The organism is Corynebacterium halotolerans YIM 70093 = DSM 44683 (assembly GCF_000341345.1).
GTDB classification, from domain to species: domain Bacteria; phylum Actinomycetota; class Actinomycetes; order Mycobacteriales; family Mycobacteriaceae; genus Corynebacterium; species Corynebacterium halotolerans.
Genome location: NC_020302.1, coordinates 23,110 through 45,564, shown reverse-complemented (window position 1 = coordinate 45,564; position 22,455 = coordinate 23,110). Strand labels below are relative to the sequence as shown.

The window sequence follows — 22,455 nt, the reverse complement described above, 5'->3', positions numbered from 1 at the left end:
CCGGCAGCCTATCGGCGGCTGGAAGGCTCATGCCCCTTGGCCAATCAGTCCTTCGGCGACTTTCTGCTCGAGTTCCTCCACCGACCGGAAGGTCTGCGCGAACACGGCGACCTGCTCCCCATCGACCGCCAAGACCGTGATGGGAACCACCCCCGGCAAGCCGAGCGTTCCCGCAAACGTATTGTCACCATCCTGGTAGCTGGGAAGATCGACCCCTAGAGAGTCAAGCATCTCCACGCCGTTGGCCGGATAAGCATCTGCATGCACGCCCACCACGTTGTATTCCGGGTGCGCGTCGGCGAACTCATCAAAAATAGGCAGCTCCTCCCGGCAGGGCTCGCACCACCAGGCCCAGACATTGATCACGCTCGCCTCGGTGTCCTCAGGCTGACCATCAGCCGGAGTATCACCATTTTCTGCCCCCAGACAGGGAAGTTCCACGCCAGCAGCACCTTGTCCGGTACAGCGGGGCCGCACCCCTTGGGGTACCTCGGCCGGATTCGGGGCGATATCGTCAACCGGATCAGGCTCCGGTTCCTGCGATCGAAGAACCACACCTGGCCTCTGGTCTTCCGGACCACTGAGCATGACCGGAACGGCGAGGACAACCAAGATGGCCAGTAACACCCCGCCGATGAGGTATCCCTTGATGCTGTTATTCATCCCAAATACTCCTACTGCCTCCAGCAGTTGTGCGCGGTCACCTTTCTTGGCAAGCACCGCCGGCCTTGCTGTAGCCTCTGGCGCGCCGACGGTGCTGTTGCTTTCCCCATATCCCTAGGCGCTTGTTTAATCGGCACCTCGCGTCATGTGCTCATCCTGCGGCAGGAGCCATGGCCCGCGATCGAATTGAGGTTACTATATTACGTAGTCGACTACGTGCCATAGTAGCAATCTGGGCGTCCAGGTTCCGGACGAGAAATCCCCTAGTGCCACAAGAGAAGCGAGGTTGGTGTGACCACCACAAGCAAGCGGACCGTGACGGACTCACCACCTCCGGGAGGGAGAGCTGGTGACAGTTGGGGCAGGCTGGCCGTAAGCGCCGCTTCGATGGGGGCAGCCGCGCTCGTATGGTGGTTGGCCCTACCGCCCCGCGGTTGGTGGGTGCTGTTCCCGGTGGGTGTGGCGGTGTTCATGCTGGCCCTGGCAGGCCAGCCACTCCGCCACCGTTTCTGGCTCGGTGGATTGGGTGGGGTGGTTCACTACGCTATTGCCCTGGATTGGCTCGCTGATTTCAATGTGGCCGGATACGTAGCAGTTGTGGCCTTCCAAACGCTGCTATTGACGTTGGTTGCCGCTGTCTCACGCAGCGATATCACTTTCCGTCAGAGCTGGTCGGGGTGGTGGCTGCTCACGCCTGCCGCCTTGGTGGTGTTGGAGGCGGTGCAGCACCGGCTCCCATTCGGCGGTTTCCCGCTGCCCGCGTTCGGGCTGAGCCAGCCTGACGGTCCCTTCATGGCTGCGGCCCCCTTGGGCGGGTCCCTGCTGGTGACCGCGTTGGCTGTAATCTCGGGTGCCGGTGTCGCCGCTGTCATCCTCGGTCCGCGACGAACCCGGAGAATATCGGTGGTCGCAGTCGTAGGCGCACTGGCGGTGCCGTTGGCTGCCCCAGCTGCCGTGGGTGATGCGACAGAAGGCGCCCTTGATGTTGTGCTCGTCCAAGGGGGAGGCCCCCGCGGGCTTCACGCCATCGACACCGGCTCGTTTGATACCACCCGTAGGCACCTACAGACAGTGGAGGGCATCACGGGTAGCCCCGATCTGGTCCTGCTGCCCGAAAATGTCGCCAATGTTGACGGCCCCGTTGCCGGATCCTCCATCGATGCAGCCTTTGCGGAGGTGGCCCGGCGGCTCGAGACCCACGTTGTCGTTGGGGTTACCGAGTCTGAAGGGGAGGGATTCCGGAACGCGTCGGTGTTGTGGGGTCCGGACGGTGCCCGGTTGGGCCGCTATGAAAAGCAGCACCGTGTGCCTTTCGGTGAGTACATTCCCCTGCGGGATTTGTTCGAACGGCTCAGTGAGGACACGCGATTCGTGCCGCGTGATGCCATTGTTGGCGAGGGGCCCGCGGTGCTTGACCCGGAAGGGACCCCACGACTGGGGATAGTCATCTCCTACGAGGTGTTCTTCGCCTCCCGGGTCGCTGATGCCGTCCGCCAGGGCGGGCAGCTGCTTCTTGCACCGACCAACGCCTCGTCGTTCGTCACTGATGAAGTACCCGCGGTCGAAGTGGCTGCCTCCCGGATGCGTGCCAGCGAGTTCGGCCGCACCGTGCTTCAGGCTGCCCCCACCGGCTACTCGGCGGTCATCCAACCTGATGGGACAGTGTCCCAGCTCAGCGACTTGGGCACGAGCGAACTACTGACAGCAACCGTTCCACTTCACACTGGCAGGACGCCATACGCGCGAATGGGCGACATACCCATGATGGTTCTCGCGATGTTGGTGTTCGCATGGCCAGTGGTCGCCCGCCTCGTCAACTCGCAGAGGAGAAGGCCGGATACAGACACCTCCGCCTGAATGTCGTGGGCCGTGTCAATGCCGCTCCTGTGGTACCGCGGTCGTTTGTGCCCGGCTCTACGGGCACCCCATTCCACCTTCGGGTGTGCACTCAGATGACGAAGACCAGCAGCGGGAGCAGGAGTATGGCGGTTCACGCCGCAAACGAGGCGGCCAGGACCGAGCCACGCGACCGCAACTCGTAGAGGATGCCTGTGGGCACGAGTGAGGAAATGTTGATCCGACCACCCTTACCTATCCCGCCACATCACCGCCACCCCACTCATCTGCACGGCGACGAGCACGATCACCAGCCCCGCCATCCACGGCATCCCGAACGTGGAGACCACCGGCCCGGCCACCACCCCGCCGAGTGCGCCGGCGATGTTCATGGTCAGGTCGCTGCGTCCCTGGAACGCGGTGCGCAGCCCGTCCGGGGCGGCGGCGGTGAGCATCGCCGAGGAGCCTACGAGCGTGGCCGACCACCCGAGCCCGAGCAGCAGGAGCGCGACCATCACCACGGTCTGCTCGCCGCTGAAGGGCACGAGCAGCACCGCGCACGCCAGGGTCAGGGCACAGCCGAGCAGAATCGTGGACCGCGTGCCCACCTTGTCGGCGAGCACTCCCCACACCGGCGCCAGCGCGTACATCCCGCCGACGTGCGCGGAGACCGTCAGCCCGACGACGACCATCGACGCCCCGTGGCCGTGCAGGTGCACGGCGGTCATGGACATGATCGCGATCATCGTGAAGTGCGCGAGCGCGACCGCGAAGATCGCCGAACCCACGACCGGGTGCCCGCGCAGCCGCGCCCGTCCGCTTTCCGACGCCCCCTCCCCCACCCCCGCCGGGCGCAGGTCGGGCCGCAGCATGACCTGCAGCACCGCGACCGCCACCCACTGCGCGAGGATGCACACCAGGTACGCCCCGGAGAACGATGCCAGGCCGAGGCTCTCCCCGAGACGCTCCGTGGTGTCGAAGAGCAGCGGGCCGGCCACCGCGCCCACCGTGGTGGACCACACCACCAGCGAGATGTCGCGCCCGCGGGTCTCCTCCTCGGCGACGTCGGCCGCCGCGAAGCGGGCCTGCAGGTTCATCGCCACCGCGGCGCCCAGGAACAGGAATCCGAGCAGGACCAGCGGGAACAGCCCGGTGTTGGCCCCGCCCAGCGCGGAGAGCGCACCCAGTGATCCCAGGACCAGGCCCGTGCTCAACGACGCCCGCCTGCCCCGGTGCCGCACGAGCCGCGCCAGGGGCACGGCCCACAGTCCCGCTCCCACGGTGGTCACCGTCGACGCCGCCCCGCCCCAGGCCTGCCCGGCCATGTCGGCGGCGAGCAGCGCGCCCATGGAGTAGGTCACGCCGTGGGCGAGCCCGGCCATCACCTGCGCGATCATCAGCGCGGTGAGCACCCGGCGGCGGTCGGCGTTCACGATCGGCTCCCCGCTAGATCACGGCGACGTACTTGCCGGTGACGTGGCCGTCCATCAGCCCGGCGTAGGCCCGCGGCACCTCGGCCAGACTGAAGGTGCGGGTCACCCGCGGGGCGAGGCGGCCGGCGACCACAAGGTCGAGGAGCTCGACGAGCATGTCGCGCAGTTCCCTCCGCGCCCGGACGTCGCCGTGCCGGTGGGCCGCGCCGAGGGCGATCTCGTGGACCGAGGGCGCGGTGGTGAACTGCCGCACGGCGTCCCAGTCGGGGCGGCCGGTGATCGCGGCGAGCCCGCCGCCGAACGCGAGCGTCGGCAACAGCTCGGTGGCGGTGCCGACGCACTCGACGACCGCGTCGACCCCGCGCCCGCCGGTCAGCTCGCGCACGCGGGTGGGCACGTCCTCGTTGCGGTAGTCGATGACCTCGTCCGCGCCGAGCTCGCGCACCTGGTCGTGGTTGCGTGCCGACGCCGTCCCGATCACCCGCGCCCCACGCAATGCCGCCAGCTGCACGGCGAACCCGCCGACGCCGCCGGCTGCGGCGGTGACCAGCACGACGTCGTCACCCGTGACCTTCAGGCGGCGGTCCACGGACTGGAAGGCGGTCATGCCGGCGCACGGCAGCGCGGCGGCGTCCGCGTCGGACACGGACTCCGGGATGGGCGCGAGCACATCGGCCGGGGCGAGGCAGTACTCGGCCAGCCCGCCGCCGTGCGCGACTTCGAGGTGGACGACGACGCGGTCGCCCGCGGTCGCGTGGGTGACGCCGGGGCCGAGGGCGTCGACGGTGCCGGCGACGTCGATGCCGGGCACCTGCCCGGGGGACTGTCCCGGCGCGACCTTGTGGTCGACGGGGTTGAGACCGCAGGCGTGGACCTTGAGGCGCACCTGGCCCGGGCCGGGTTCCGGGACGTCGAGGTCCGTGAGCGCCAGGGTGTCGGCGGTGCGGTCCTCCGTGAGGGTGAGGGCCTTCATGCGGTCTCCTTCCGGTTGTTCTACTGGGTGCACAGCGGGGCGACGTCGCCGCGTCCCCCGGCCATGGGCACGGTGAGGAAGGCGCACGACCACCAGCTGCGCGACTCCACGATGCCCCGGACCTGCGACCACTGCTCCGGACTCAGGTCCGGGGTGCGGGAGAGCACGAAGCCGGAGAGCCGGTCCGGATCGCCCACCACGGCCAGGGAGTAGTCGTCGGCGAGATAGGTGACGCGGTAGTTGGTCGGCCCGTTCGGGTCCTGGAAGGGCACGCCGCCGAAGTTGACGCGCAGGGAGGCGTCGGAGCGGACGGTCGCGGTGCCCTCGATGACGGAGTCCGGGCCGACCAGCGTGCCGCAGGAGTTGCGCACGGAGATGGTCCGCTCGTCGAGCATCTGGTACTCGGCGGTGGTGTCGTGGGCGCACTGCACGGTGTAGGGCTGCGGGAGGGCGGCGACCTGGTACCAGGTGCCGGCGTAGCGCTCCAGGTCGACCTTCTGATCGGTCTCGGGGAGCTGGTTCGCACCCGAGAAACCCCGGGGTACGAGCTGGCTGGAGCCGCCGAGCTGGCGGCCGCCGTCGAAGGCGTCCTGGGCGTGGGCGGCGGGCACGGTCAGTGCCGCGGCCAGGGTGAGTGCGGTCAAAGCGGTGAGCATGCGGCGCATGGGGTGCCCTTCGGGGAGGGAAAGTGTGATTCAGGTTTCAGAGTAGAGAAATCCGGCCCCCGCCGCCGGGAACCCGACCGGCCCGACGACAGCGCCGCGTTTTCCGGCACAACCGAATCGTGCAATAGTAGGGCGCATGAGCTTCCTCTCCCGTCGTTCCGTGAAGACCGGTGCGGTCACGGCCGCCACGGTCGCCGCCCTGGCCACCGTCGCCCCCGCCACCGCTTCCGCGGATCCCGTCGACCGCGCGCTGGCTGCGCTGCCCGCCGGCGAGATCACCTGCGAGCAGGCCAACGAGTACTGGACCACCGAGGCCCAGTACGACAGCATCGCCGCGCAGGCCCGCGCCGTGGCCGTGTTCCACCCGCGCGGCGGCGAGATCCGTGACGCCCTCGCCCGCGTGGACGAGGCCGCCGACCGCTGCGGACTCAAGGGTGGCGGCACCGCCAATCCGGCACCTGCCCCGGGCAACGGCGGTTCCCCCGCCCCGCAGGCACCGGCCAACAACAAGGGCCCGGCTCCGGTCGGCCAGGTCATCACCGTTCCGGTCGCCCCGGGCACTCCGACCGTCAACGTGCCGGTCGGCGACGTCGCCACCTTCGTCATCCCGGACGTGTTGCAGATCGTGGCCGACTTCTTCGCCCAGTTCGGGGTCGGTTCCTCCCGCTAGCCGGTCACGCTGACCCGCCAGAGGCCCGGCGGGGCTTCCCGTCGGTCCTCTTTCATGCGTGACGGTGGTTTTTGTACTTTCCGGTTTCAGGATCGGCCTATCCGTGTCATAGTGGTCGCCATGAGCATCCTCTCCCGCCGGACCGTCAAGACCGGACTCATCACCGCCGCCACCACCGCCGCCCTGGCCACCGCCCTGCCCGCCACCGCTTCCGCGGATCCCGTCGACCGCGCGCTGAACGCGCTGCCCGCCGGCCAGATCACCTGCGAGCAGGCCGAGAACTACTGGACCACCGAGGCCGAGTACAACGAGATCGCCGCCCAGGCCCGCGCGGTGGCCGTCTTCCACCCGCGCGGCGGCGAGATCAACGCGGCCCTGGCCCGCGTGGACGAGGCCGCCGACCGCTGCGGTCTCAAGGGCGGCGGCGCCGTGGCACCGGCACAGCAGGAGCAGGCTCCGGCCCCGCAGGCCCCCGTCCAGCAGCAGCCCGTGCAGACCAACGACGACGCTCCGGCACCTGCCCCGGTGCCCGTCCAGGAGGCTCCCGCCCAGGAGACCGCCCCCGCCGACGACGAGGCCGCCACCGAGCGCCAGATCTTCACCGTCCCGGTGGCCCCGGGCACCCCGACCGTCGACGTGCCGGTCGGCGACGTCGCCACCGTCGTCATCCCGGACGTGCTGCGGATCGTCGCCGACTTCCTCTCCCAGTTCGGCGTCACCCTGCCGCGCTAACCACCCCCGGTGAGGGCACGGTCGCCGGGGTTCGGCCGAGCACCGTCGGACCCCGGTTTCCTGACGTTTGACCCGCGTTCAAAGGCGCTCCGGTTACCGCAATGGGGGGAAGAACGAAAAGTTGAGGAAGCAGTTTCTCATTTAAATATCAGCTTCTACCCATGCATGTCATAGTAAGCGGCATGAACCTTCTCTCACGTCGTTCGGTCCGGACCGGCATCGTGACCGCCGCTTCCGCCGTTCTCCTCGCCACCGCCCTGCCCGCCACCGCCTCCGCCGACATCGTCGATGACATGCTCGCCAAGCTGCCCTCCGGCCAGATCACCTGTGAACAGGCCGGAAAATACTGGACCAGTGAGGCTGAGTACGACAAGACAGCCTCCCAGGCCCGCCTCGCCGCAACCTTCCACTCACGCGGCGATGAGATCCGCGCGGCCCTGGCCCGCGTCGAGGAGGCCGCCGACCGCTGCGGTCTCAAGGGTGGCGGACAGGCCCCGGTGGAGATGCCCGCCGAGCCGGAACCGTCCCAGCCGGCCCCCTCTCCGCAGAACCCGGACACCCCGGCCTCCAACGAGAACGACCGGGACGATGAGGACGACCAGGACACCGAGCCCCCGACCCCGACTCCGGGTGAGGACGCCACCCCGGACAATAACGACACTGAGACCATCCAGGACGACCAGGGCTGGGACCACGACGACTACGAGGTGCCCGCTCTCGGCTCCTCGGACATCCCGCTCCTTCTCGGCCTTCTCATGGGGTCCGGCTCCTCCCGCTGACCAATGCCAACAGCCCACATCACTCAGCCCGTGCCCGGCCCAGCGCCGGCACGGGCCTCGCTGTATGAGCGGGCCTACAGCTCAAAGTACAGCGGTGCGTGCAGGCTGCACCCCGGATTGAAGGGGTGCCCGCAGCCGGGGCAGCCGAGCGAACGCGAGTACTCGCGGTAGCCCATGACGTGCCCGCACGCACCGCAGAGCACGGACCCGGCGGCGTCGGTACGCATCCTGCCGAAGGGGTGGTCGGTCAGCTCGTCGTGGCAACGGTGGCAGGCGAAGAACCCGTCGCAGGTCGCACAGCGGTTGGCGACGACGTCGTGGGGGCCGGCGTAGTGCACGCAGCGGCCGCGATCGTCGACACGGACACCGAGAATCCTGGTCATGGGGCGCAGCGTACCGGAGGCGGGCGTCGGCAGTGGACAACCGTTTCCCGGCCCCACCGGAACTACACGCGGGCGGCCGCCGGCTCCGCGGAACGGGGGACGTCCGCGCCGGAGGACAGATAGTGCCCGATGGCCGCCAGGGCGGCCCGCACACCCGTGCTCAGCGTCGGCTCCATGACCGGCAGGAAGTACGGCGAGTGATTCACCGGCGGGTTCGGATCCTCGGGGTCGGAGCCGCCGAAGTACCAGAAGACGTAGGGCACGCCGATGCTGTCGCCGAGCCAGCCGAAGTCCTCGGAGCCCATCTTGGGCGGGTTGATCACGACCTTCCCGTCACCCAGTTCCTCAGACAGCGCCCCGATGATCCGTTCGGTGTGCGCGGGATCGTTGTACATCCGCGGGAAGGTGTAGAGCTCCTCGATGAGCGGTTCCGGCGCGCCGGAAGCCAGGGCCTCGGCTTTCACGATCCGCTCCACCGCCGCGAGCACCTGCGCGCGGACCTCGTCGGTCAGGGTCCGGATGTTCAGGGTGAATTCTGCCTTCTCGGGAATGATGTTCTCCTTGAGGCCGGCGTGGAAGGTGCCGCAAGTGACCACGGCCGGGTCCAGCGGGGCCAGCTCGCGGGAGGTGATGGACTGCAGGCGGTTGAGCATGTAGACGCCGAGGGCGATCGGGTCGATGGAGTCCTGGGGTTGCGAGCCGTGGGACTGGCGGCCGAAGACGGTGATCTTCAGGGAGTCGGCCAGCGCCATGGTGCTCTCCGGGGTGATGCCGATGGTGCCGGCCGGGTTCGGGAACACGTGCTGGCCCAGAATCACCTCCGGCCTGGGCACCTTCTCCCACAGCCCGTCGTCGACCATGGCGCGGGAACCGGCGGCCGTCTCCTCCCCGGGCTGGAAGATCCACACCACGGTGCCGTGCCATTCCGCGCGGCGGTCATGCATCAGTTTCGCCGCGGTCAGCGCGGCTGCGACGTGGGTGTCGTGTCCGCAGCCGTGCATCACCGGAACCTCCGTGCCGTCCTCGAGACGGCCGGTCGCCGCGGAGGCGTACTCGGCACCGGTGTCCTCCTGGATGGGGAGTCCATCGGTGTCCGCCCGGAAGGCGATGACGGGGCCGTCGCCGTTGCGGTCGATTCCGACGACCCCGGTGCCGCCGCAGCGGAAGTGCTCGATGCCGATCCCGGAGAGCTTGTCCTCTATATAGGCGGCGGTCCGGTGTTCCTGCATGGACAACTCCGGGTGGGCGTGCAGGTGCCGGTACATCTCGTGCAGGGCCGCGGCGTCGTTCTCGGGTACGGAGGTGGTGAGCATGGGGAAAGGTCCTTGTCTGTGGGGATGAGTCGGAGGGGATGGCTAGGCGTCGGGGGTGGTCTGCGCCGGTCCACGCTCGCGGACGAGCCAGCTGATCACGATGGAGGCGATCACCACGACGGCGGTGGCGAACATCGCCAGCTGCGGGAAGATCGGGACGATGAGGAACTGCATGATCAGGGCGAGGGAGATGGCCACGACGGTGGCGCGCAGGTTCTTCATGGAGACGATGGCCTGCACCAGAATCGCGCCCATCAGGGACGGCAGGATGTAGAGCCGCGCGACCTCGATGATGTCCTGCGGGACGAGCGAGACGAGCCAGGTACCGAACAGCCCGACGAAGACCAGCAGGCTGAGCAGATGGACCGTGGCGGCACCACCGATCGCCATGACCGCCGAGAGGTCACCACGCCGGGACCCGGGTTTGGCACCGATGGAGGACTGCGCGACGATCGCCGCCGGGAGCAGCTTGTTGGAGATGTTGCCGATCATGAAGGCCTGGTACATGGCGGCCGGCCCGAGGATCGGGAAATAGGTCAGCGGCTCGAGGAACCACAGGACGCCGAAGGTCGCGGCAACGGCGAGGAACGCGAGCCAGACCATCCCCGGGGTGATCTCCAGGCCGCCGAAGAACACGAGGTAGGCGGGCCCGAGCAGCGAGAAGATCAGGCCGGCGGTCATGGTCCAGGTGCCGTACCGGCTGGTCCGGGTCTCGAAGCGGGACATGGCTTCGTCGGCCTGCGAGGCGCTCGGGGCGTCCGGCTGGGTGGTCGGCTGGTTGGTTGGTGTGGAGGTGATTGCCATGATGGTGCTCCCTTGGGTCAGGCGGCGGTGTGGAGGAAGTAGGCCGCGGTGATGGTGATGGCGATGGAAAAGCCCAGCGACCATTCCTTGAGCCACTTGGCCCGCAACACCTTGGCCAGGAAGAGGCAGAGCGCCATCACACCCGCGGAGATGAACACCAGCACCAGATGGATATTGGACTTGGGCAGCTCCGCGACGGTGATCATGGAGAACGCACCGAGCAGCGCAGCGGCCGGAATCAGCGCCATGGCCACCGGGTTCCTGGTGGCGAGCGACTTTCCGCCGCGCTTGAGCACCGGCGTGAGCAACAGTGTGCACAACATCCACATCGCGCCGGAAAGGCTCATCGCCACGAACGCGACGGCGAAGACCTGCTGGGTGTACGAGTCGCCGCCCAGTTGCGCCCCCATGGACACGGCCGAAAGGTTCGCCGAGCCGGTCTCCGCCTGGACGGAGCCGATCAGGCCGATGCGCATCAACACCGCCGGCGTCCCGAAGAGCGCGAGCAGCGCGATGGCAACCAGCACCACGGCCAGCGACGGCCCGATGGAGGCCACCGCGCCGGCGCGGAAGGACTCCTTCAGCTCGCGGTTCGGCATGTCGATGCCCGGGGCCGCCGCCCGGGCCGCGCGCACGTAGAGGATCGTCTGCACGAAGATCACGCCGAAGACGCCGAATGCGCAGAACCAGAGGAACGGGGTGTTGGCCACGGCCCAGATGTCCGTCGAGGACGGATTCGTGGCGGCCAGGACGAGCGGTTGAGTCACGGTGTCTCCTTCTCAGGCACTCACGGTCGATGCATGTGATGTGAATCTCACGGACTCAACAATCGGCGATGTGCCACGCTCATGGCAAGAGAAGAGGATTTCTGCCAGAAATCTGGCTGATTCGGCCATTTATGCGGCAGAAGAATGCCAGCATAAGGGGAATCAGCCAGATCCTGCTTCCGGGCGGGTGAAACCGTTCCCCTAGCGAACTGAGAAATATGAGGACCACGGAAACCCTGAATCCGTTGCAGCGCCGCATCGTGGGCGCCCTGCAGGTCGATGGCCGTGCCACCTGGCGCAAGATCGCGCGCGTGCTCGGTGAGCCCGAACGCACCGTCGCGCGCTATGGCGCGGCACTGCTGGAGAGCGGCACCGTGACGGTGGCGGCCATCGAGAACCGCTCCGGCACCATCGTGGCGACCTTCTCCTGCACACCCGGGGCGGCACGGATGACATGCGAGTCCCTGGCGCAACGCTCGGACACCACATACACCTACCTGATCACCGGTCCCGACGACGTGGTGACCGAGTTGCACTACAACGGCGACCCGGCGGACGTGCTGACCATGCAGTTGCCGGCCACGCCCGGGCTCGCGCGCTACTCCACGTATCCGGTGTTGAAGTACTTCAAGACGATCCGTGGCTGGCGCGCCGGAGTGCTCACCGAGACCGAGGAACGGGCCCTGGCCGACCCCTTCGGCCCGGACCGCACCAGTTGGGAGCACAGGGAACCACCCGAGGAGACCGACCAGGCGATCATCGAGGTCCTCAAGGCCGACGGCCGGGCGAGCCTGGAGTTCACCGCCCGGCAGGTGGGCCTGAGCGAAAGCTCGGTGGCCCGCCGCCTGGAGCAGATCCTCGGAGATACCCGCGCGACGATCCGCACGCTGGTCGAGCCCGGCCTGATGGGACTTCCAGTGGAGGCACAGCTGTGGGTGCAGACCACCCCACAGCTGATCGACAGGCTGGGCACGGAGCTCGCCGCCGCACCCCAGGTCCGCTACGCGGCGGCCATCGCCGGCGACTACCAGCTGCTTATCGACGTCACCATGCGCAATCAGGGTGATCTCTACCGGTTCATCTCGGATTCCCGGTGGGGCGAGAGCATCACCAGAGTCCGCACCGCGATGGTGGTCGGCGCCCGGAAGCGCGGCGGACGCCTCTTCGGGATCTCCGCCTGAGTCTCAGGCCACTGAGCAGGATCCTGTCACCAGAGCTGCAAAAGTATCTACCGGCGGTACTTGTGAAGATCCATGAACACCAGCCCGCCGTCAGTCACCACCGCCCTACATCCTCCGCCTGTCCTGAAGGGGCGGTTTGCTGGTGAAAAAACGGCTGATTCACCAATTTTCCGGGACACACCGCCTCTTTAGGACGCGACTCACAGCGCAGTGTCAGCGTCCCGAGCGCTGCCCCAACAGCCGCGCTGGAGCAACGCTCCCGGGAAAACACACATTTTTCCTATAGGCCCCCAGTCCCCGCGCATAGGGCCAAACACGAAAAATCCCGGCTCCTCACGGGAGCCGGGATTTTATCCTGTGGGCGAAGGGGGACTTGAACCCCCACGTCCTTGCGGACACTGGCACCTGAAGCCAGCGCGTCTGCCAATTCCGCCACTCGCCCGAGTGGTTGATCGCTTTGCGACTTCCTTAAGATAGCACGCACCCCCTAAGGAAAGGCAAATCCACAGCTCAGACCGCAAAAACCGCCCCTCAATCAACACGATAAAAACAGGGGAGATCCTTGTCACGGCTACGTTGAGGGCGGGTGTGCCCCCTATACTAGTGACCATCGTGCGCGCGTCGCCGGTGAAAGACGCCTGTAGCAGGGCCTTTTGCCGGGCCTACGACGCAGCGCGTGGCGGCGGAACCCGGGATCGACCGATCCCTTTCCACCGCCCCTCGTCACGTTGAGCACCGTGGCGGGGTGCTTCATCCATCCGGTGAGCCAGATCAGAAAGGAGGGCTGCGCCGATGTCGATCATGGGACGTTTCGCCAAGTTGGACAGTGCCCTCCAGCGGGGTCTGGACAACGGTTTCGCCTTTGTCTTCGGGGGGCGGGTCGTGCCCGCCGAGATCGAGGAGCTGCTCAAGCAGGAGGCGGAGGACCACCTTTCCGTCACCGAGGACAAGCGACTCGTCGCCCCGAACGTCTACGTCGTGGGGGTCTCCTCCCGGGATCTGGAGAACCTCTCGGGGGATAACGCCGAGCTGCCGTCCGGCTTCGCCGACCAGATGTCGCGCTACTGCCGTAACCAGGGTTGGCTGCTGACCGGTCCCGTCATCGTGCGGGTCGCCGAGGAATCGGGTCTGCGCACCGGCCAGCTGCGGGTGTCGTCCTACGAGGACCCCTCCCCCACCGATGACAGCGGCTTTGACGCCATCAGTCACGGCGACCAACCCGGCGACCAGCCCAGTGACCGGGACGACCGCGAGCCGTCGCCCCCGCCCCCACCGCCCGTCGCGGCGCCGGTGCCACAGGCACGACCGGCGCCACCGCTGCCGGAGTCAGATGCACCACCCACGGAAATAGCCCCAGCCCCGGATTCTCAGGAGGAAACCATGAACGCGCAGCCCGCGGACGCCGAGAGGGAGCCCATCGTCAGCCTGCTGCTGCAGGACGGCTCCAGCCGGACCTACCGGGTCCGGGAGGGCTCGAACATCATCGGCCGCAGCAATGACGCCGACCTCCGCCTGCCGGACACGGGTGTGTCCCGTCAGCACGCGGAGATCACCTGGGACGGCCACGACGCCGTGCTGGTGGACCTGCAGTCCACCAACGGCACCACCGTCAACGACACTCCGATCGAGAATTGGCTGCTCGCGGACGGCGACGTCATTACCATGGGCCATTCGCACATCGAGGTGCGCATCGTTGAGCCGTCCCCGCGCTGAGCACCCCACCCACCCGGAACAGCCTTGTAGGAGGTAGCCCCATCATGGATTCGATCGTCCTGACGGTCTTCCGCATCGGACTGCTGGTGCTGCTCTGGCTGTTCGTGCTGGTCGCACTCAACGCGATGCGCAAGGACGCCAACGCCGCCGCCAGCGGTGGCGGAGCGGCCGGCCGCGGACGCAAGAGCGCGGGCTCGGGCGGCGCCCAGGGTGCCGCCCCGCCGGTCGCCCCGCGGCGCCGGGAAACGGCACGCCGCATCACGGTGGTCGAGGGCCCGCTCAACGGCTCCCACATGGAGTTGGCCACCCTGGAGGAGATCGTGCTCGGCCGCAGCCCGGACTGTGACTTCGTCCTCGGCGACGACTACGCCTCCGCCCGGCACGCCCGGCTGTTCCGCCGCGGTTCGGACTGGTTCGTCGAGGATCTGGACTCGCGCAACGGCACCTTCGTCGGTGGTTACCGCATCGACCAGCCGGAACGCGTGGGGGTGGGCGCCGACATCAAGGTCGGCCGGACGACAGTGAGGTTGGTCCCGTGACGCTTCGACTCCACTACGCCGTCGCCTCCGACCGCGGCCTGGTCCGCGGCAACAACGAGGACTCCGCCTACGCGGGCCCGAATCTGCTCGTGCTGGCCGATGGCATGGGCGGGCACGCAGCCGGCGAGATCGCCAGCCAGATCATGGTCACCCACCTGCAGCGCCTCGACGCCGACCCGGGTGACAACGACATGCTCGCCCTGCTCGGGGGCGTCGCCGACGACGCCAACCGCGAGATCGCGAAGATGGTGCGCGAACGCCCCGAGACCGACGGCATGGGCACCACGCTGACCGCGCTGATGTTCAACGGCCGCGACCTCGGCCTCTGCCACGTGGGCGATTCGCGCGGCTACCTGCTGCGTGACGGTCTGCTGGAGCAGGTCACCGTCGACGACACCTTCGTCCAGTCGCTGGTCAACGAGGGCAAGCTCGATCCCGAGGACGTGTCCACGCACCCGCAGAAGTCGCTGATCCTCAAGGCCTACACCGGCCGCCCGGTCGATCCGACGCTGGCCACCCTCGACGCCCGCCCCGGCGACCGGCTGCTGCTGTGCTCCGACGGTCTGTCCGACCCGGTCACCGCCTCCACCATCGAGGAGGCGCTGCGCGTGGGCACCCCGGAGGTCGCGGCCCAGCGGCTCATCGAGCTCGCGCTGCGCTCCGGCGGCCCCGACAACATCACCGTCGTCGTCGCCGACGTCGTGGAGGACTCCACGCTTGACGACGCCGCGCGGGCCGCCCTGCCCGGCACGCCCGTCACCGCGGGCGCGCTGCTGGGCGAGAACCCCGAGGACCCGAAGCCCGACACGGCCGCCGGGCGGGCCGCCGCCCTCAACCGGCGCCCGCAGACGGTCTCCCCGGGCGGTGACGCCACGCCACAACCGCTCTCGGGTGCCGGTGAGGTACCCGAGGCTGCCGAGGAGGAGGAAGTGCCGCGCCGAGGCGGCACTTTTCGTCTCTCCGCCCTGATCGTCGCACTCGTCGTGCTCATCGGGCTCGTCGGCGGTGGCTGGTGGGCCTACCAGCGCGTGGACAGCTCCTACTTCCTGGCCACGGGCGCGGACGACCAGCTCGTCGTCGAGCACGGCGTCGACTTCTCCATCTTCGGCCGCGACCTGCACTCCCCCTTCCAGGAGGCCTGCCTCAACGCGGAGGGTGACCTGCGGCTCGTCGACGTCGAGGGCAGCGAGGACTGCCCCTCGTTCTCCCTGCAGGATCTGCCGGAGTCGGTGCGCGCCAGCGTGCCCGGCCTCGAGGGCGGGTCCTATGATCAGGTCAACCAGCAGCTGCGCCGGCTCGCCGACCAGGCGCTGCCCGTGTGCGTGACCCGGGAGAACCCGCCGGCGGAGGGGGATCCCGCGGCACCCGCCGAACCCGCCGACACCGCCAACCCCGATGCCCCTGAACCCGGCGCGGTTGCCGACTCCGGGGATCTGTCGTCCCCGGGGGTCAACTGCCGGGAGGTGAACTAAATGAACTTTCTCAAGCGACTCGGCTCCCGCCGCACCGAGATGGGCCTGCTCATCCTGGCCGCGATCGTTCTCGCGGTCATGCTGGCGAATCTGGAGCTGTCCCAGGGCAACGCCCTGACCACCGACATGCTGTGGCTGATCGGCGGCTTCATCGTCGTCTTCTCCGCGGCGCACATCGCGATGTGCCTGAAGGCCCCGCACGCCGACCAGATCATGCTGCCGGTGGCCTCGGTGCTCAACGCCCTGGGCCTGGTCATGGTCTACCGTCTCGACATAGCCAATGACACGGGCATGGCCAGCCGCCAGATCCTGTGGACCCTGGTGGGCATCGTCCTGCTCATCGGGGTGCTCGTGCTGCTGCGCGACCACAAGTCCCTGAGCCGGTACTCCTACCTGCTGGGCCTGGTGGGCCTGATCTTCCTGGCGCTGCCGCTGGTGTGGCCGACGTCGGTCAACGCCGACGCCCGCATCTGGATCAGCATCGGCCCCTTCACCGTGCAGCCGGGTGAGTTCTCCAAGATCCTGCTGCTGCTGTTCTTCGCCCAGCTGCTGGTGAACAAGCGCGCCCTGTTCACGGTCGCCGGCTACCGCTTCCTGGGCCTGGAGTTCCCGCGCCTGCGTGACCTGGCCCCCATCCTCGCGGTGTGGGCGGTGGCCATCCTCATCATGGCCGCCTCCAATGACTTCGGTCCGGCGCTGCTGCTGTTCACCACGGTGCTCGGCATGTTGTTCCTGGCCACCGCCCGGGTGTCCTGGCTCGTCATCGGCGTCGCGCTCGTCGGGTTGGGGGCGGCGGCCGTCTACGCGGTGTCCGGAAAGATCCAGGAGCGCGTGGCCAACTTCCTCGACCCGCTCGCCCATTACGACTCCACCGGCTACCAGCTGTCCCAGGCGCTGTTCGGCATGTCCTGGGGCGGTATCACGGGCACCGGTCTGGGCCAGGGGCACCCCGAGCTGGTGCCGGTGGCCCACACGGACTTCATCCTCGCCGCCGTGGGTGAGGAGCTCGGCCTGATCGGCCTGGCCGCCGTGCTGGTGCTCTTCGCCCTGCTGGTGGCCCGCGGGTTCCGCGTCTCGCTGACCGTGCGCGACTCCTACGGCAAGCTGGTGGCCGCCGGCCTGTCCCTGGCCATCGCCATCCAGATCTTCGTCGTCACCGCCGGCATCAGTGCGCTCATGCCGATGACGGGTCTGACCACCCCGTTCATGTCCGCGGGTGGTTCCTCGTTGATGGCCAACTACATCCTGCTGGGGCTGCTGCTGCGCATCTCCGATTCCGCCCGCCGCCCGGCGGAGACCACCGGGACCCCGGCGGCCGCCATCGCCGACGGCGGGAGCGGGACCGGTTACTTCCCCTCGGCCGAGCAGCAGGAGGTGGGACGCTAGATGAACCGTTCCATCCGTTTCGTGGCGATCTTCTCGCTGCTGCTGACCCTCGTGCTGCTGGTCAACCTGACCATCATCCAGTCCTTCCGGCAGGACGAGTACGCGAACAACCCGCTCAACGCGCGCGGCTTCTACGAGTCGAGGATGATTCCGCGCGGCCAGATCTCCGCCGGCGGACAGGTGCTGGCCTCCAGCTCCCCCAACGCGGAGGGCGTCTACCAGCGCTCCTACGGCACCGACAACCCGGCGGCCTTCGGCTCGACCGTCGGCTACTTCTCGGACACCTACGGCGTCGCCGGCCTGGAGGCCAGCTACAACAGCATCCTCAACGGCACCGACGATTCGCTGTTCACCACCAACTGGCTGGATCGCCTCACCGGGCAGACCCCGGACGGCGCCAACATCGAGCTGACCATCGATCCGACCACGCAGCAGGTCGCCCACAACCAGCTGGTCGGCAACGGCTACGAGGGCGCCGTCGTCGCCCTGCGCCCGTCCACCGGCGAGGTGCTCGCCATGGCCTCGAGCCCGAACTACGACCCGAACGCCATCGTCGGCCCGAATTCCGCCCAGGCGTGGGAGCAGTTGACCACCGATCCGGACAACCCGCTGCTCAACCACGCCACCCAGGAGACGCTGCCGCCGGGTTCGATCTTCAAGGTCATCACCACCGCCGCGGGCCTGCAGAACGGCTACAGCCCGGACTCGCAGCTGACCGGCGCGGCCTCGATCACCCTGCCGGGCACCACCACCACCCTGACCAACTACGCCGGGCAGGCCTGCGCGGGCGGCGGGCAGGTCTCGCTGCTGACCGCCTTCCAGTACTCCTGCAACACCGCCTTCGTGGAGATGGGCATCGACATCGGCGCCGACGCGATGCGCCAGACCGCCGAGGCCTTCGGCGTGGGCGAGACCTATGACCTGGGTGTGCCGATGGCGTCGGGCTCGCTCGGTGAGCTGCCCGACGACGCCGCGCTCGGCCAGACCGCCATCGGCCAGCGCGACGTGACGATGTCCGCGCTGCAGGCCGCGGTGATGGCCGCGACCGTCGCCAATGAGGGCCGACGCATGGAGCCCTACCTCGTCGACCGGATCACCAGCTCCGATCTGGAGGAGCTGCGCACCCGCGAGCCACGTGAGATCACCCAGGCGGTCAGTCCCGAGATCGCCGCGCAGCTGACCGAGCTGATGTACGCCTCCGAGCGCAACACCACCGGCGGCCGCGGCGGCATCGCCTCCAAGACCGGTACCGCCGAGCACGGCGAGGGCGTTCCCCCGCACACCTGGTACGTCGCCTTCGATCCGGACGCCGACGTCGCCGTCGGGGTCGTCGTCAAGAACGGCGGCGGCTACGGCACCTCCGCCACCGGCGGCCAGGTGGCCTCCCCGGTGGGCCGCGCGGTGCTCGACGCCGCGGTGCAGGGAGGTGCCTGATGGCCGACGTCGACGGAATCGAGCGGCTGCAGGGGCTCATCGGCGAGGACTACCGCCTGCAGTGGATCATCGGCCGCGGTGGCATGTCCACCGTGTGGCTGGCCGATGACGTCGTCAACGACCGTGAGGTCGCGATCAAGGTGCTGCGCCCGGAGTTCTCCGACAACAACGAGTTCCTGGAGCGGTTCCGCAACGAGGCGGACGCCGCGCAGCTGATCGACTCCGACAACGTCGTGCGCACCTACGACTACCGCGAGATCCCCGACCCGGCCGGGCACACGTTCTGCTTCATCGCCATGGAGTACGTGCGCGGCGAATCACTGGCCGACCTGCTGCTCCGCGAGGGGCCGCTGCACGAGACGCTCGCCCTCGACGTGCTGGAGCAGGCGGCCCACGGGCTGTCGATCATCCACCGCATGGGCATGGTCCACCGCGACATCAAGCCCGGCAACCTGATGGTCACCCAGAACGGGCGGGTCAAGATCACCGACTTCGGCATCGCCAAGGCGGCCGCCGCCGTGCCGCTGACCCGCACCGGCATGGTCGTCGGAACGGCGCAGTACGTCTCCCCCGAGCAGGCGCAGGGCCAGGAGGTCACCTCCTCGTCGGACGTGTACTCCCTCGGCGTGGTCGGTTACGAGATGCTCGCCGGCAAGCGCCCCTTCACTGGGGATTCCTCGGTGTCGGTGGCCCTGGCCCACATCAACAACGCCCCGCCGGCGCTGTCGACGCAGGTCACCGCCCAGACCCGCGAGCTGATCGGCATCGCGCTGCGCAAGGACCCGAACGCGCGGTTCGCCGACGGCAACGAGATGGCCCTGGCGGTCTCCGCGGTGCGGCTGGGCAAGCGTCCCCCGCAGCCGGCCTCGGCCGCCATGGCGCGGGTCGCCCCCGAACCCTCCCCGACCGCCTCGACCCGCGCGCTCGGGGCGGTGGCGCACCCGACGACCGTGCACCCGGCCACCGAACTGGCCACCGGCGCAGGTGCCGGCGCGGCCGCCGGGATGGCGGGCGGGGCGGCGGCCACCCGTCCGCCCACCTCGTCCGGCCCGGTCCAGGCACCGAGCCGGAAAGCCGATACGGGCAGGTCGGGCGGGTTCGGCACCGGCATCCTCATCGCCGTCGTGATCGCCGCGGCCGTCGGTGGTGCCGTGCTCGCCGCGCAGGCCGGCCTGTTCTCCGGGCTGACCGGTGGCGATGACCCGGAGCCGTCGACCGTGCCGCCGGAGGTGGTCACCGAGTGGGTGACCCCGACGCCGTCGCCCGAGCCCGCACCGACGCAGTGGTGGAACCCGACGCCGGCCCCGACCTCCCCGCGGGAGAACTCCCCGACCACGAGGCCACAGCAGAGCCCGACGCCGGGCCCGACCTCCCCGCCGGAGGGCACTCCCCCGACGCAGATCACCCCGCCGCCGGTGACCGTCCCGACCACGGGCGGCAACGATGGCGGTACCGGCGGCACGGGTGGTGACGGGGGCGGTACCGGGGATACCGGGGACACGGGGGACACGGGCGGAACCGCTACCGGGAACGCCGGCGGGACCGGTGGAACCGGCACCGTGGACGACCCGGGAACCGCCGCCCAGGGTAACGCCGGAGCCGATTCCGGCGACATTCCTGGGGCGGCCGTTACCCAACAGATCGACGGCCCGGCCAACCAGACCAACGGAGGTGGACCATGACCCTGATCGGGAACCGCTACGATCTCGGTGAGGTCATCGGCACCGGCGGCATGTCCGACGTCTACGCCGCCCATGACACCCTGCTCGGCCGGGGCGTGGCCGTGAAGATGCTGCGCGTGGAACTCGCCCGCGACGTCAGCTTCCGCGAGCGTTTCCGCCGGGAGGCGCAGAACTCCGGCCGGCTCAACCATCCCGCGATCGTCGCCGTGTACGACACCGGCGAAACGGAGATCGACGGCGTCGGCGTCCCCTTCATCGTCATGGAGCGCGTCCACGGGCGCACCCTGCGCGACATCATCCGCGAGGACGGCCCGCTGACGCCGGCGGCCGCCGCCGACATCCTCATCCCCGCCTGCGAGGCGCTGCAGGCCTCCCACGATTCGGGGATCATCCACCGCGACGTGAAGCCGGCGAACATCATGATCACCAACACCGGTGCGGTGAAGGTGATGGACTTCGGCATCGCCCGGGCACTTGATGACTCCACCTCGGCGATGACGCAGACCTCCGCGGTGATCGGCACCGCCCACTACCTCTCCCCAGAGCAGGCGCGCGGCAAGTCGGCCGACGCACGCTCGGACGTCTACGCCCTCGGGTGCGTGATGTACGAGCTGGTCACCGGCCGCCCGCCCTTCGAGGGCGAGACCCCCTTCGCCGTGGCCTACCAGCATGTGCAGGAGGAGGCGGCTCCCCCGTCGGAGTCCCTGCCGGATCTGGCGCCCACCGCGGCCGTCAACATCGACTCCGTGGTGCTCACCGCCATGGCGAAGCACCCGGCCGACCGGTACCAGACGGCGCTCGACATGCGCGACGACCTCGAGCTGCTGGCCCGCAACGCGGTCACCCAGGCCGCCCGCTCGCACGTCGCCGTCCCGGACGAGGACGATGCCCCGACGACCGTCTCCCCGCCGGTCACCCCGACACGGACGGCCGCGGCGGCGGTCCCGCCGCCGGTGACTGCCGCCGCGACGGGCGCGGCGTCGTCACGCGGTGCGACCCGCGGCCACAGGGGGCAGAGCTCCGGCAACCGCTGGCTGCGCTGGCTCGCCGTACTGCTGGCTCTGGTCGTCCTCGGCATCGGCGGGGCGTTCGCCTGGGATCTGTGGCGGGACCGCAGCGAACAGCAGATCGCCTCCCAGATGGTCACCGTCCCCGACCTGGCCGGCGTGGACCGCCAGACCGCCGTGACACAGCTCGAGGAGCTGGAGCTGCGGGTCGACGTCAACGAGGAACCCAGCCCCGACGTGGAACGCAACACGGTCATCCGCACCAACCCCACCGCCGGTTCACAGCTGCAGAAGGGCACCTCCGTCACCCTGACGGTCTCCTCCGGACGCGAGGTCACCGATGTCCCCGACGTCACCGGCCTGACCGTGCAGGAGGCCGCCGACGTGCTGGCCGAGGCGGAACTCCAGCTCGAGCAGCAGGTGCAGGAGGAGAGCTCCGACACCGTGGCCGAGGGACAGGTCGTCTCGCAGAACCCGGTCGGTGGCTCGCAGATCTCCAAGGGCTCCACGGTGACGATCACCGTGTCCACCGGCCCCGAGCAGGTGCGCATCCCGGTGCTCAGCGGCATGCAGCTGTCCCAGGCGGAGGCCACCCTGAACTCGCTGGACTTCGTCCCGCAGGTGCAGATGGTCGACTCTCTGCTCCCCGAGGGCGAGGTGATCTCCGTCCAGGGCGAGGGCGCCTCCTCCCCGCGCGGCTCCACCGTCGTGCTGGAGGTGTCCAACGGCCAGCTGTTCGAGATGCCCGACATCACCCGCATGGACCGGCAGGAGGCCCTGGCCGCCCTGCGGTCAGCCGGGTGGGAGGGCCCCGACGGCAACCTGCGCGCGGGCGAGCCGGTGGCCACCGGTGCGCTCATCGACCAGGGGCTGATCGCGGTGTCCCAGCCCGCCGAGGGTGAGACCCTGCGCCGCGACGCCGTCGTGACCGTCCGGTACTGGGAATTCGACCTCGGCGCGCTGACCGGTGGCCAGCCTTGAAGCGGTTGGCTTCCGCCCGAGCCGCTGATTCCCGGCTGGTAG

Annotated in this window: 20 protein-coding genes and 1 tRNA gene; 12 read left to right on the top strand and 9 right to left on the bottom strand. The window is 69.0% G+C overall.

The genetic code is table 11. The annotated features are described in order from the left end of the window. Positions 1-27 precede the first annotated feature (27 nt). Positions 28-663 carry a TlpA family protein disulfide reductase gene (locus A605_RS00205; RefSeq protein ID WP_027004386.1) on the bottom strand — a complete coding sequence of 212 codons (636 nt, stop codon included), beginning with the start codon at positions 661-663 and terminating at the stop codon, positions 28-30. 387 nt (positions 664-1,050) lie between these two features. Here A605_RS00205 and lnt point away from each other — a divergent pair, with 387 nt between their 5' ends. Next, complete coding sequence (gene lnt, locus A605_RS00200) at positions 1,051-2,520, top strand: apolipoprotein N-acyltransferase (protein ID WP_015399479.1); 1,470 nt, start codon at positions 1,051-1,053, stop codon at positions 2,518-2,520. Between the two features lie 230 nt (positions 2,521-2,750). Here the strand turns inward: lnt and A605_RS00195 are convergent, their stop codons facing one another. The 3 genes from A605_RS00195 to A605_RS00185 are packed head-to-tail and all read right to left on the bottom strand — an operon-like array spanning position 2,751 to position 5,570. Beyond that, complete coding sequence (locus A605_RS00195) at positions 2,751-3,932, bottom strand: MFS transporter (RefSeq protein WP_015399478.1); 1,182 nt, start codon at positions 3,930-3,932, stop codon at positions 2,751-2,753. Between the two features lie 13 nt (positions 3,933-3,945). Beyond that, positions 3,946-4,905 (bottom strand): zinc-binding dehydrogenase, encoded by a 960-nt coding sequence (locus tag A605_RS00190; RefSeq protein ID WP_015399477.1) that lies wholly within the window; start codon positions 4,903-4,905, stop codon positions 3,946-3,948. A gap of 20 nt (positions 4,906-4,925) precedes the next feature. Beyond that, complete coding sequence (locus A605_RS00185) at positions 4,926-5,570, bottom strand: lipocalin family protein (protein ID WP_015399476.1); 645 nt, start codon at positions 5,568-5,570, stop codon at positions 4,926-4,928. 136 nt (positions 5,571-5,706) lie between these two features. Between A605_RS00185 and A605_RS00180 the strand changes: the two genes are divergently transcribed. The 3 genes from A605_RS00180 to A605_RS15670 all read left to right on the top strand — a co-directional run bounded on the left by A605_RS00180 (position 5,707) and on the right by A605_RS15670 (position 7,751). Then, positions 5,707-6,240: a hypothetical protein gene (locus tag A605_RS00180; RefSeq protein ID WP_015399475.1), complete on the top strand. Its 534-nt coding sequence runs from the start codon at positions 5,707-5,709 to the stop codon at positions 6,238-6,240. Between the two features lie 120 nt (positions 6,241-6,360). Beyond that, the gene (locus A605_RS00175; protein WP_027004385.1) at positions 6,361-6,972 is read left to right on the top strand and encodes a hypothetical protein; all 612 of its coding nucleotides are present in this window, start codon (positions 6,361-6,363) and stop codon (positions 6,970-6,972) included. A 182-nt stretch (positions 6,973-7,154) separates the two neighbouring features. Then, positions 7,155-7,751: a hypothetical protein gene (locus A605_RS15670; protein ID WP_015399473.1), complete on the top strand. Its 597-nt coding sequence runs from the start codon at positions 7,155-7,157 to the stop codon at positions 7,749-7,751. Positions 7,752-7,825: 74 nt separating this feature from the next. On the opposite strand, the gene A605_RS00165 is transcribed toward A605_RS15670, so the two are convergent. The 4 genes from A605_RS00165 to A605_RS00150 all read right to left on the bottom strand — a co-directional run bounded on the left by A605_RS00165 (position 7,826) and on the right by A605_RS00150 (position 11,018). After that, positions 7,826-8,134 carry a CHY zinc finger protein gene (locus A605_RS00165; protein ID WP_015399472.1) on the bottom strand — a complete coding sequence of 103 codons (309 nt, stop codon included), beginning with the start codon at positions 8,132-8,134 and terminating at the stop codon, positions 7,826-7,828. Between the two features lie 62 nt (positions 8,135-8,196). Then, entirely contained in the window at positions 8,197-9,447 is a 1,251-nt protein-coding gene (locus tag A605_RS00160) for an amidohydrolase (protein ID WP_015399471.1), read from the bottom strand. A 42-nt stretch (positions 9,448-9,489) separates the two neighbouring features. Beyond that, positions 9,490-10,251 (bottom strand): hypothetical protein, encoded by a 762-nt coding sequence (locus A605_RS00155; RefSeq protein ID WP_015399470.1) that lies wholly within the window; start codon positions 10,249-10,251, stop codon positions 9,490-9,492. Between the two features lie 17 nt (positions 10,252-10,268). After that, complete coding sequence (locus A605_RS00150; protein WP_015399469.1) at positions 10,269-11,018, bottom strand: DUF5058 family protein; 750 nt, start codon at positions 11,016-11,018, stop codon at positions 10,269-10,271. A 218-nt stretch (positions 11,019-11,236) separates the two neighbouring features. On the opposite strand from A605_RS00150, the gene A605_RS00145 reads away from it, so the two are divergent. Beyond that, positions 11,237-12,199 (top strand): Lrp/AsnC family transcriptional regulator, encoded by a 963-nt coding sequence (locus tag A605_RS00145; protein WP_015399468.1) that lies wholly within the window; start codon positions 11,237-11,239, stop codon positions 12,197-12,199. Between the two features lie 358 nt (positions 12,200-12,557). Here the strand turns inward: A605_RS00145 and A605_RS00140 are convergent. Beyond that, positions 12,558-12,641 (bottom strand) — tRNA-Leu (locus A605_RS00140). Between the two features lie 350 nt (positions 12,642-12,991). On the opposite strand from A605_RS00140, the gene A605_RS00135 reads away from it, so the two are divergent. Genes A605_RS00135 through pknB form a run of 7 tightly spaced genes read left to right on the top strand, consistent with a single transcriptional unit; the run spans position 12,992 to position 22,413 of the window. Continuing rightward, positions 12,992-13,912, top strand: coding sequence for a DUF3662 and FHA domain-containing protein (locus A605_RS00135; protein ID WP_015399467.1), 921 nt, complete (start codon positions 12,992-12,994; stop codon positions 13,910-13,912). Between the two features lie 44 nt (positions 13,913-13,956). Continuing rightward, positions 13,957-14,451 carry an FHA domain-containing protein FhaB/FipA gene (locus A605_RS00130; protein WP_015399466.1) on the top strand — a complete coding sequence of 165 codons (495 nt, stop codon included), beginning with the start codon at positions 13,957-13,959 and terminating at the stop codon, positions 14,449-14,451. Further along, a complete protein-coding gene (locus A605_RS00125) occupies positions 14,448-15,923 on the top strand; it encodes a PP2C family protein-serine/threonine phosphatase (RefSeq protein WP_015399465.1) in 1,476 nt (491 codons plus the stop codon). The genes A605_RS00130 and A605_RS00125 overlap by 4 nt, the downstream gene beginning before the upstream one ends. After that, positions 15,924-17,309, top strand: a complete 1,386-nt coding sequence (locus tag A605_RS00120; protein WP_015399464.1) for an FtsW/RodA/SpoVE family cell cycle protein — start codon at positions 15,924-15,926, stop codon at positions 17,307-17,309. Continuing rightward, positions 17,310-18,743, top strand: coding sequence for a penicillin-binding transpeptidase domain-containing protein (locus tag A605_RS00115; protein ID WP_015399463.1), 1,434 nt, complete (start codon positions 17,310-17,312; stop codon positions 18,741-18,743). Beyond that, positions 18,743-20,425: a serine/threonine-protein kinase gene (locus A605_RS00110; protein WP_015399462.1), complete on the top strand. Its 1,683-nt coding sequence runs from the start codon at positions 18,743-18,745 to the stop codon at positions 20,423-20,425. Before A605_RS00115 ends, A605_RS00110 begins: the two co-directional genes overlap by 1 nt. Then, on the top strand, positions 20,422-22,413 hold the full coding sequence (pknB, locus tag A605_RS00105) for a Stk1 family PASTA domain-containing Ser/Thr kinase (protein ID WP_015399461.1): 1,992 nt from the start codon (positions 20,422-20,424) through the stop codon (positions 22,411-22,413). The genes A605_RS00110 and pknB overlap by 4 nt, the downstream gene beginning before the upstream one ends. The last annotated feature ends 42 nt before the right edge of the window (positions 22,414-22,455 follow it).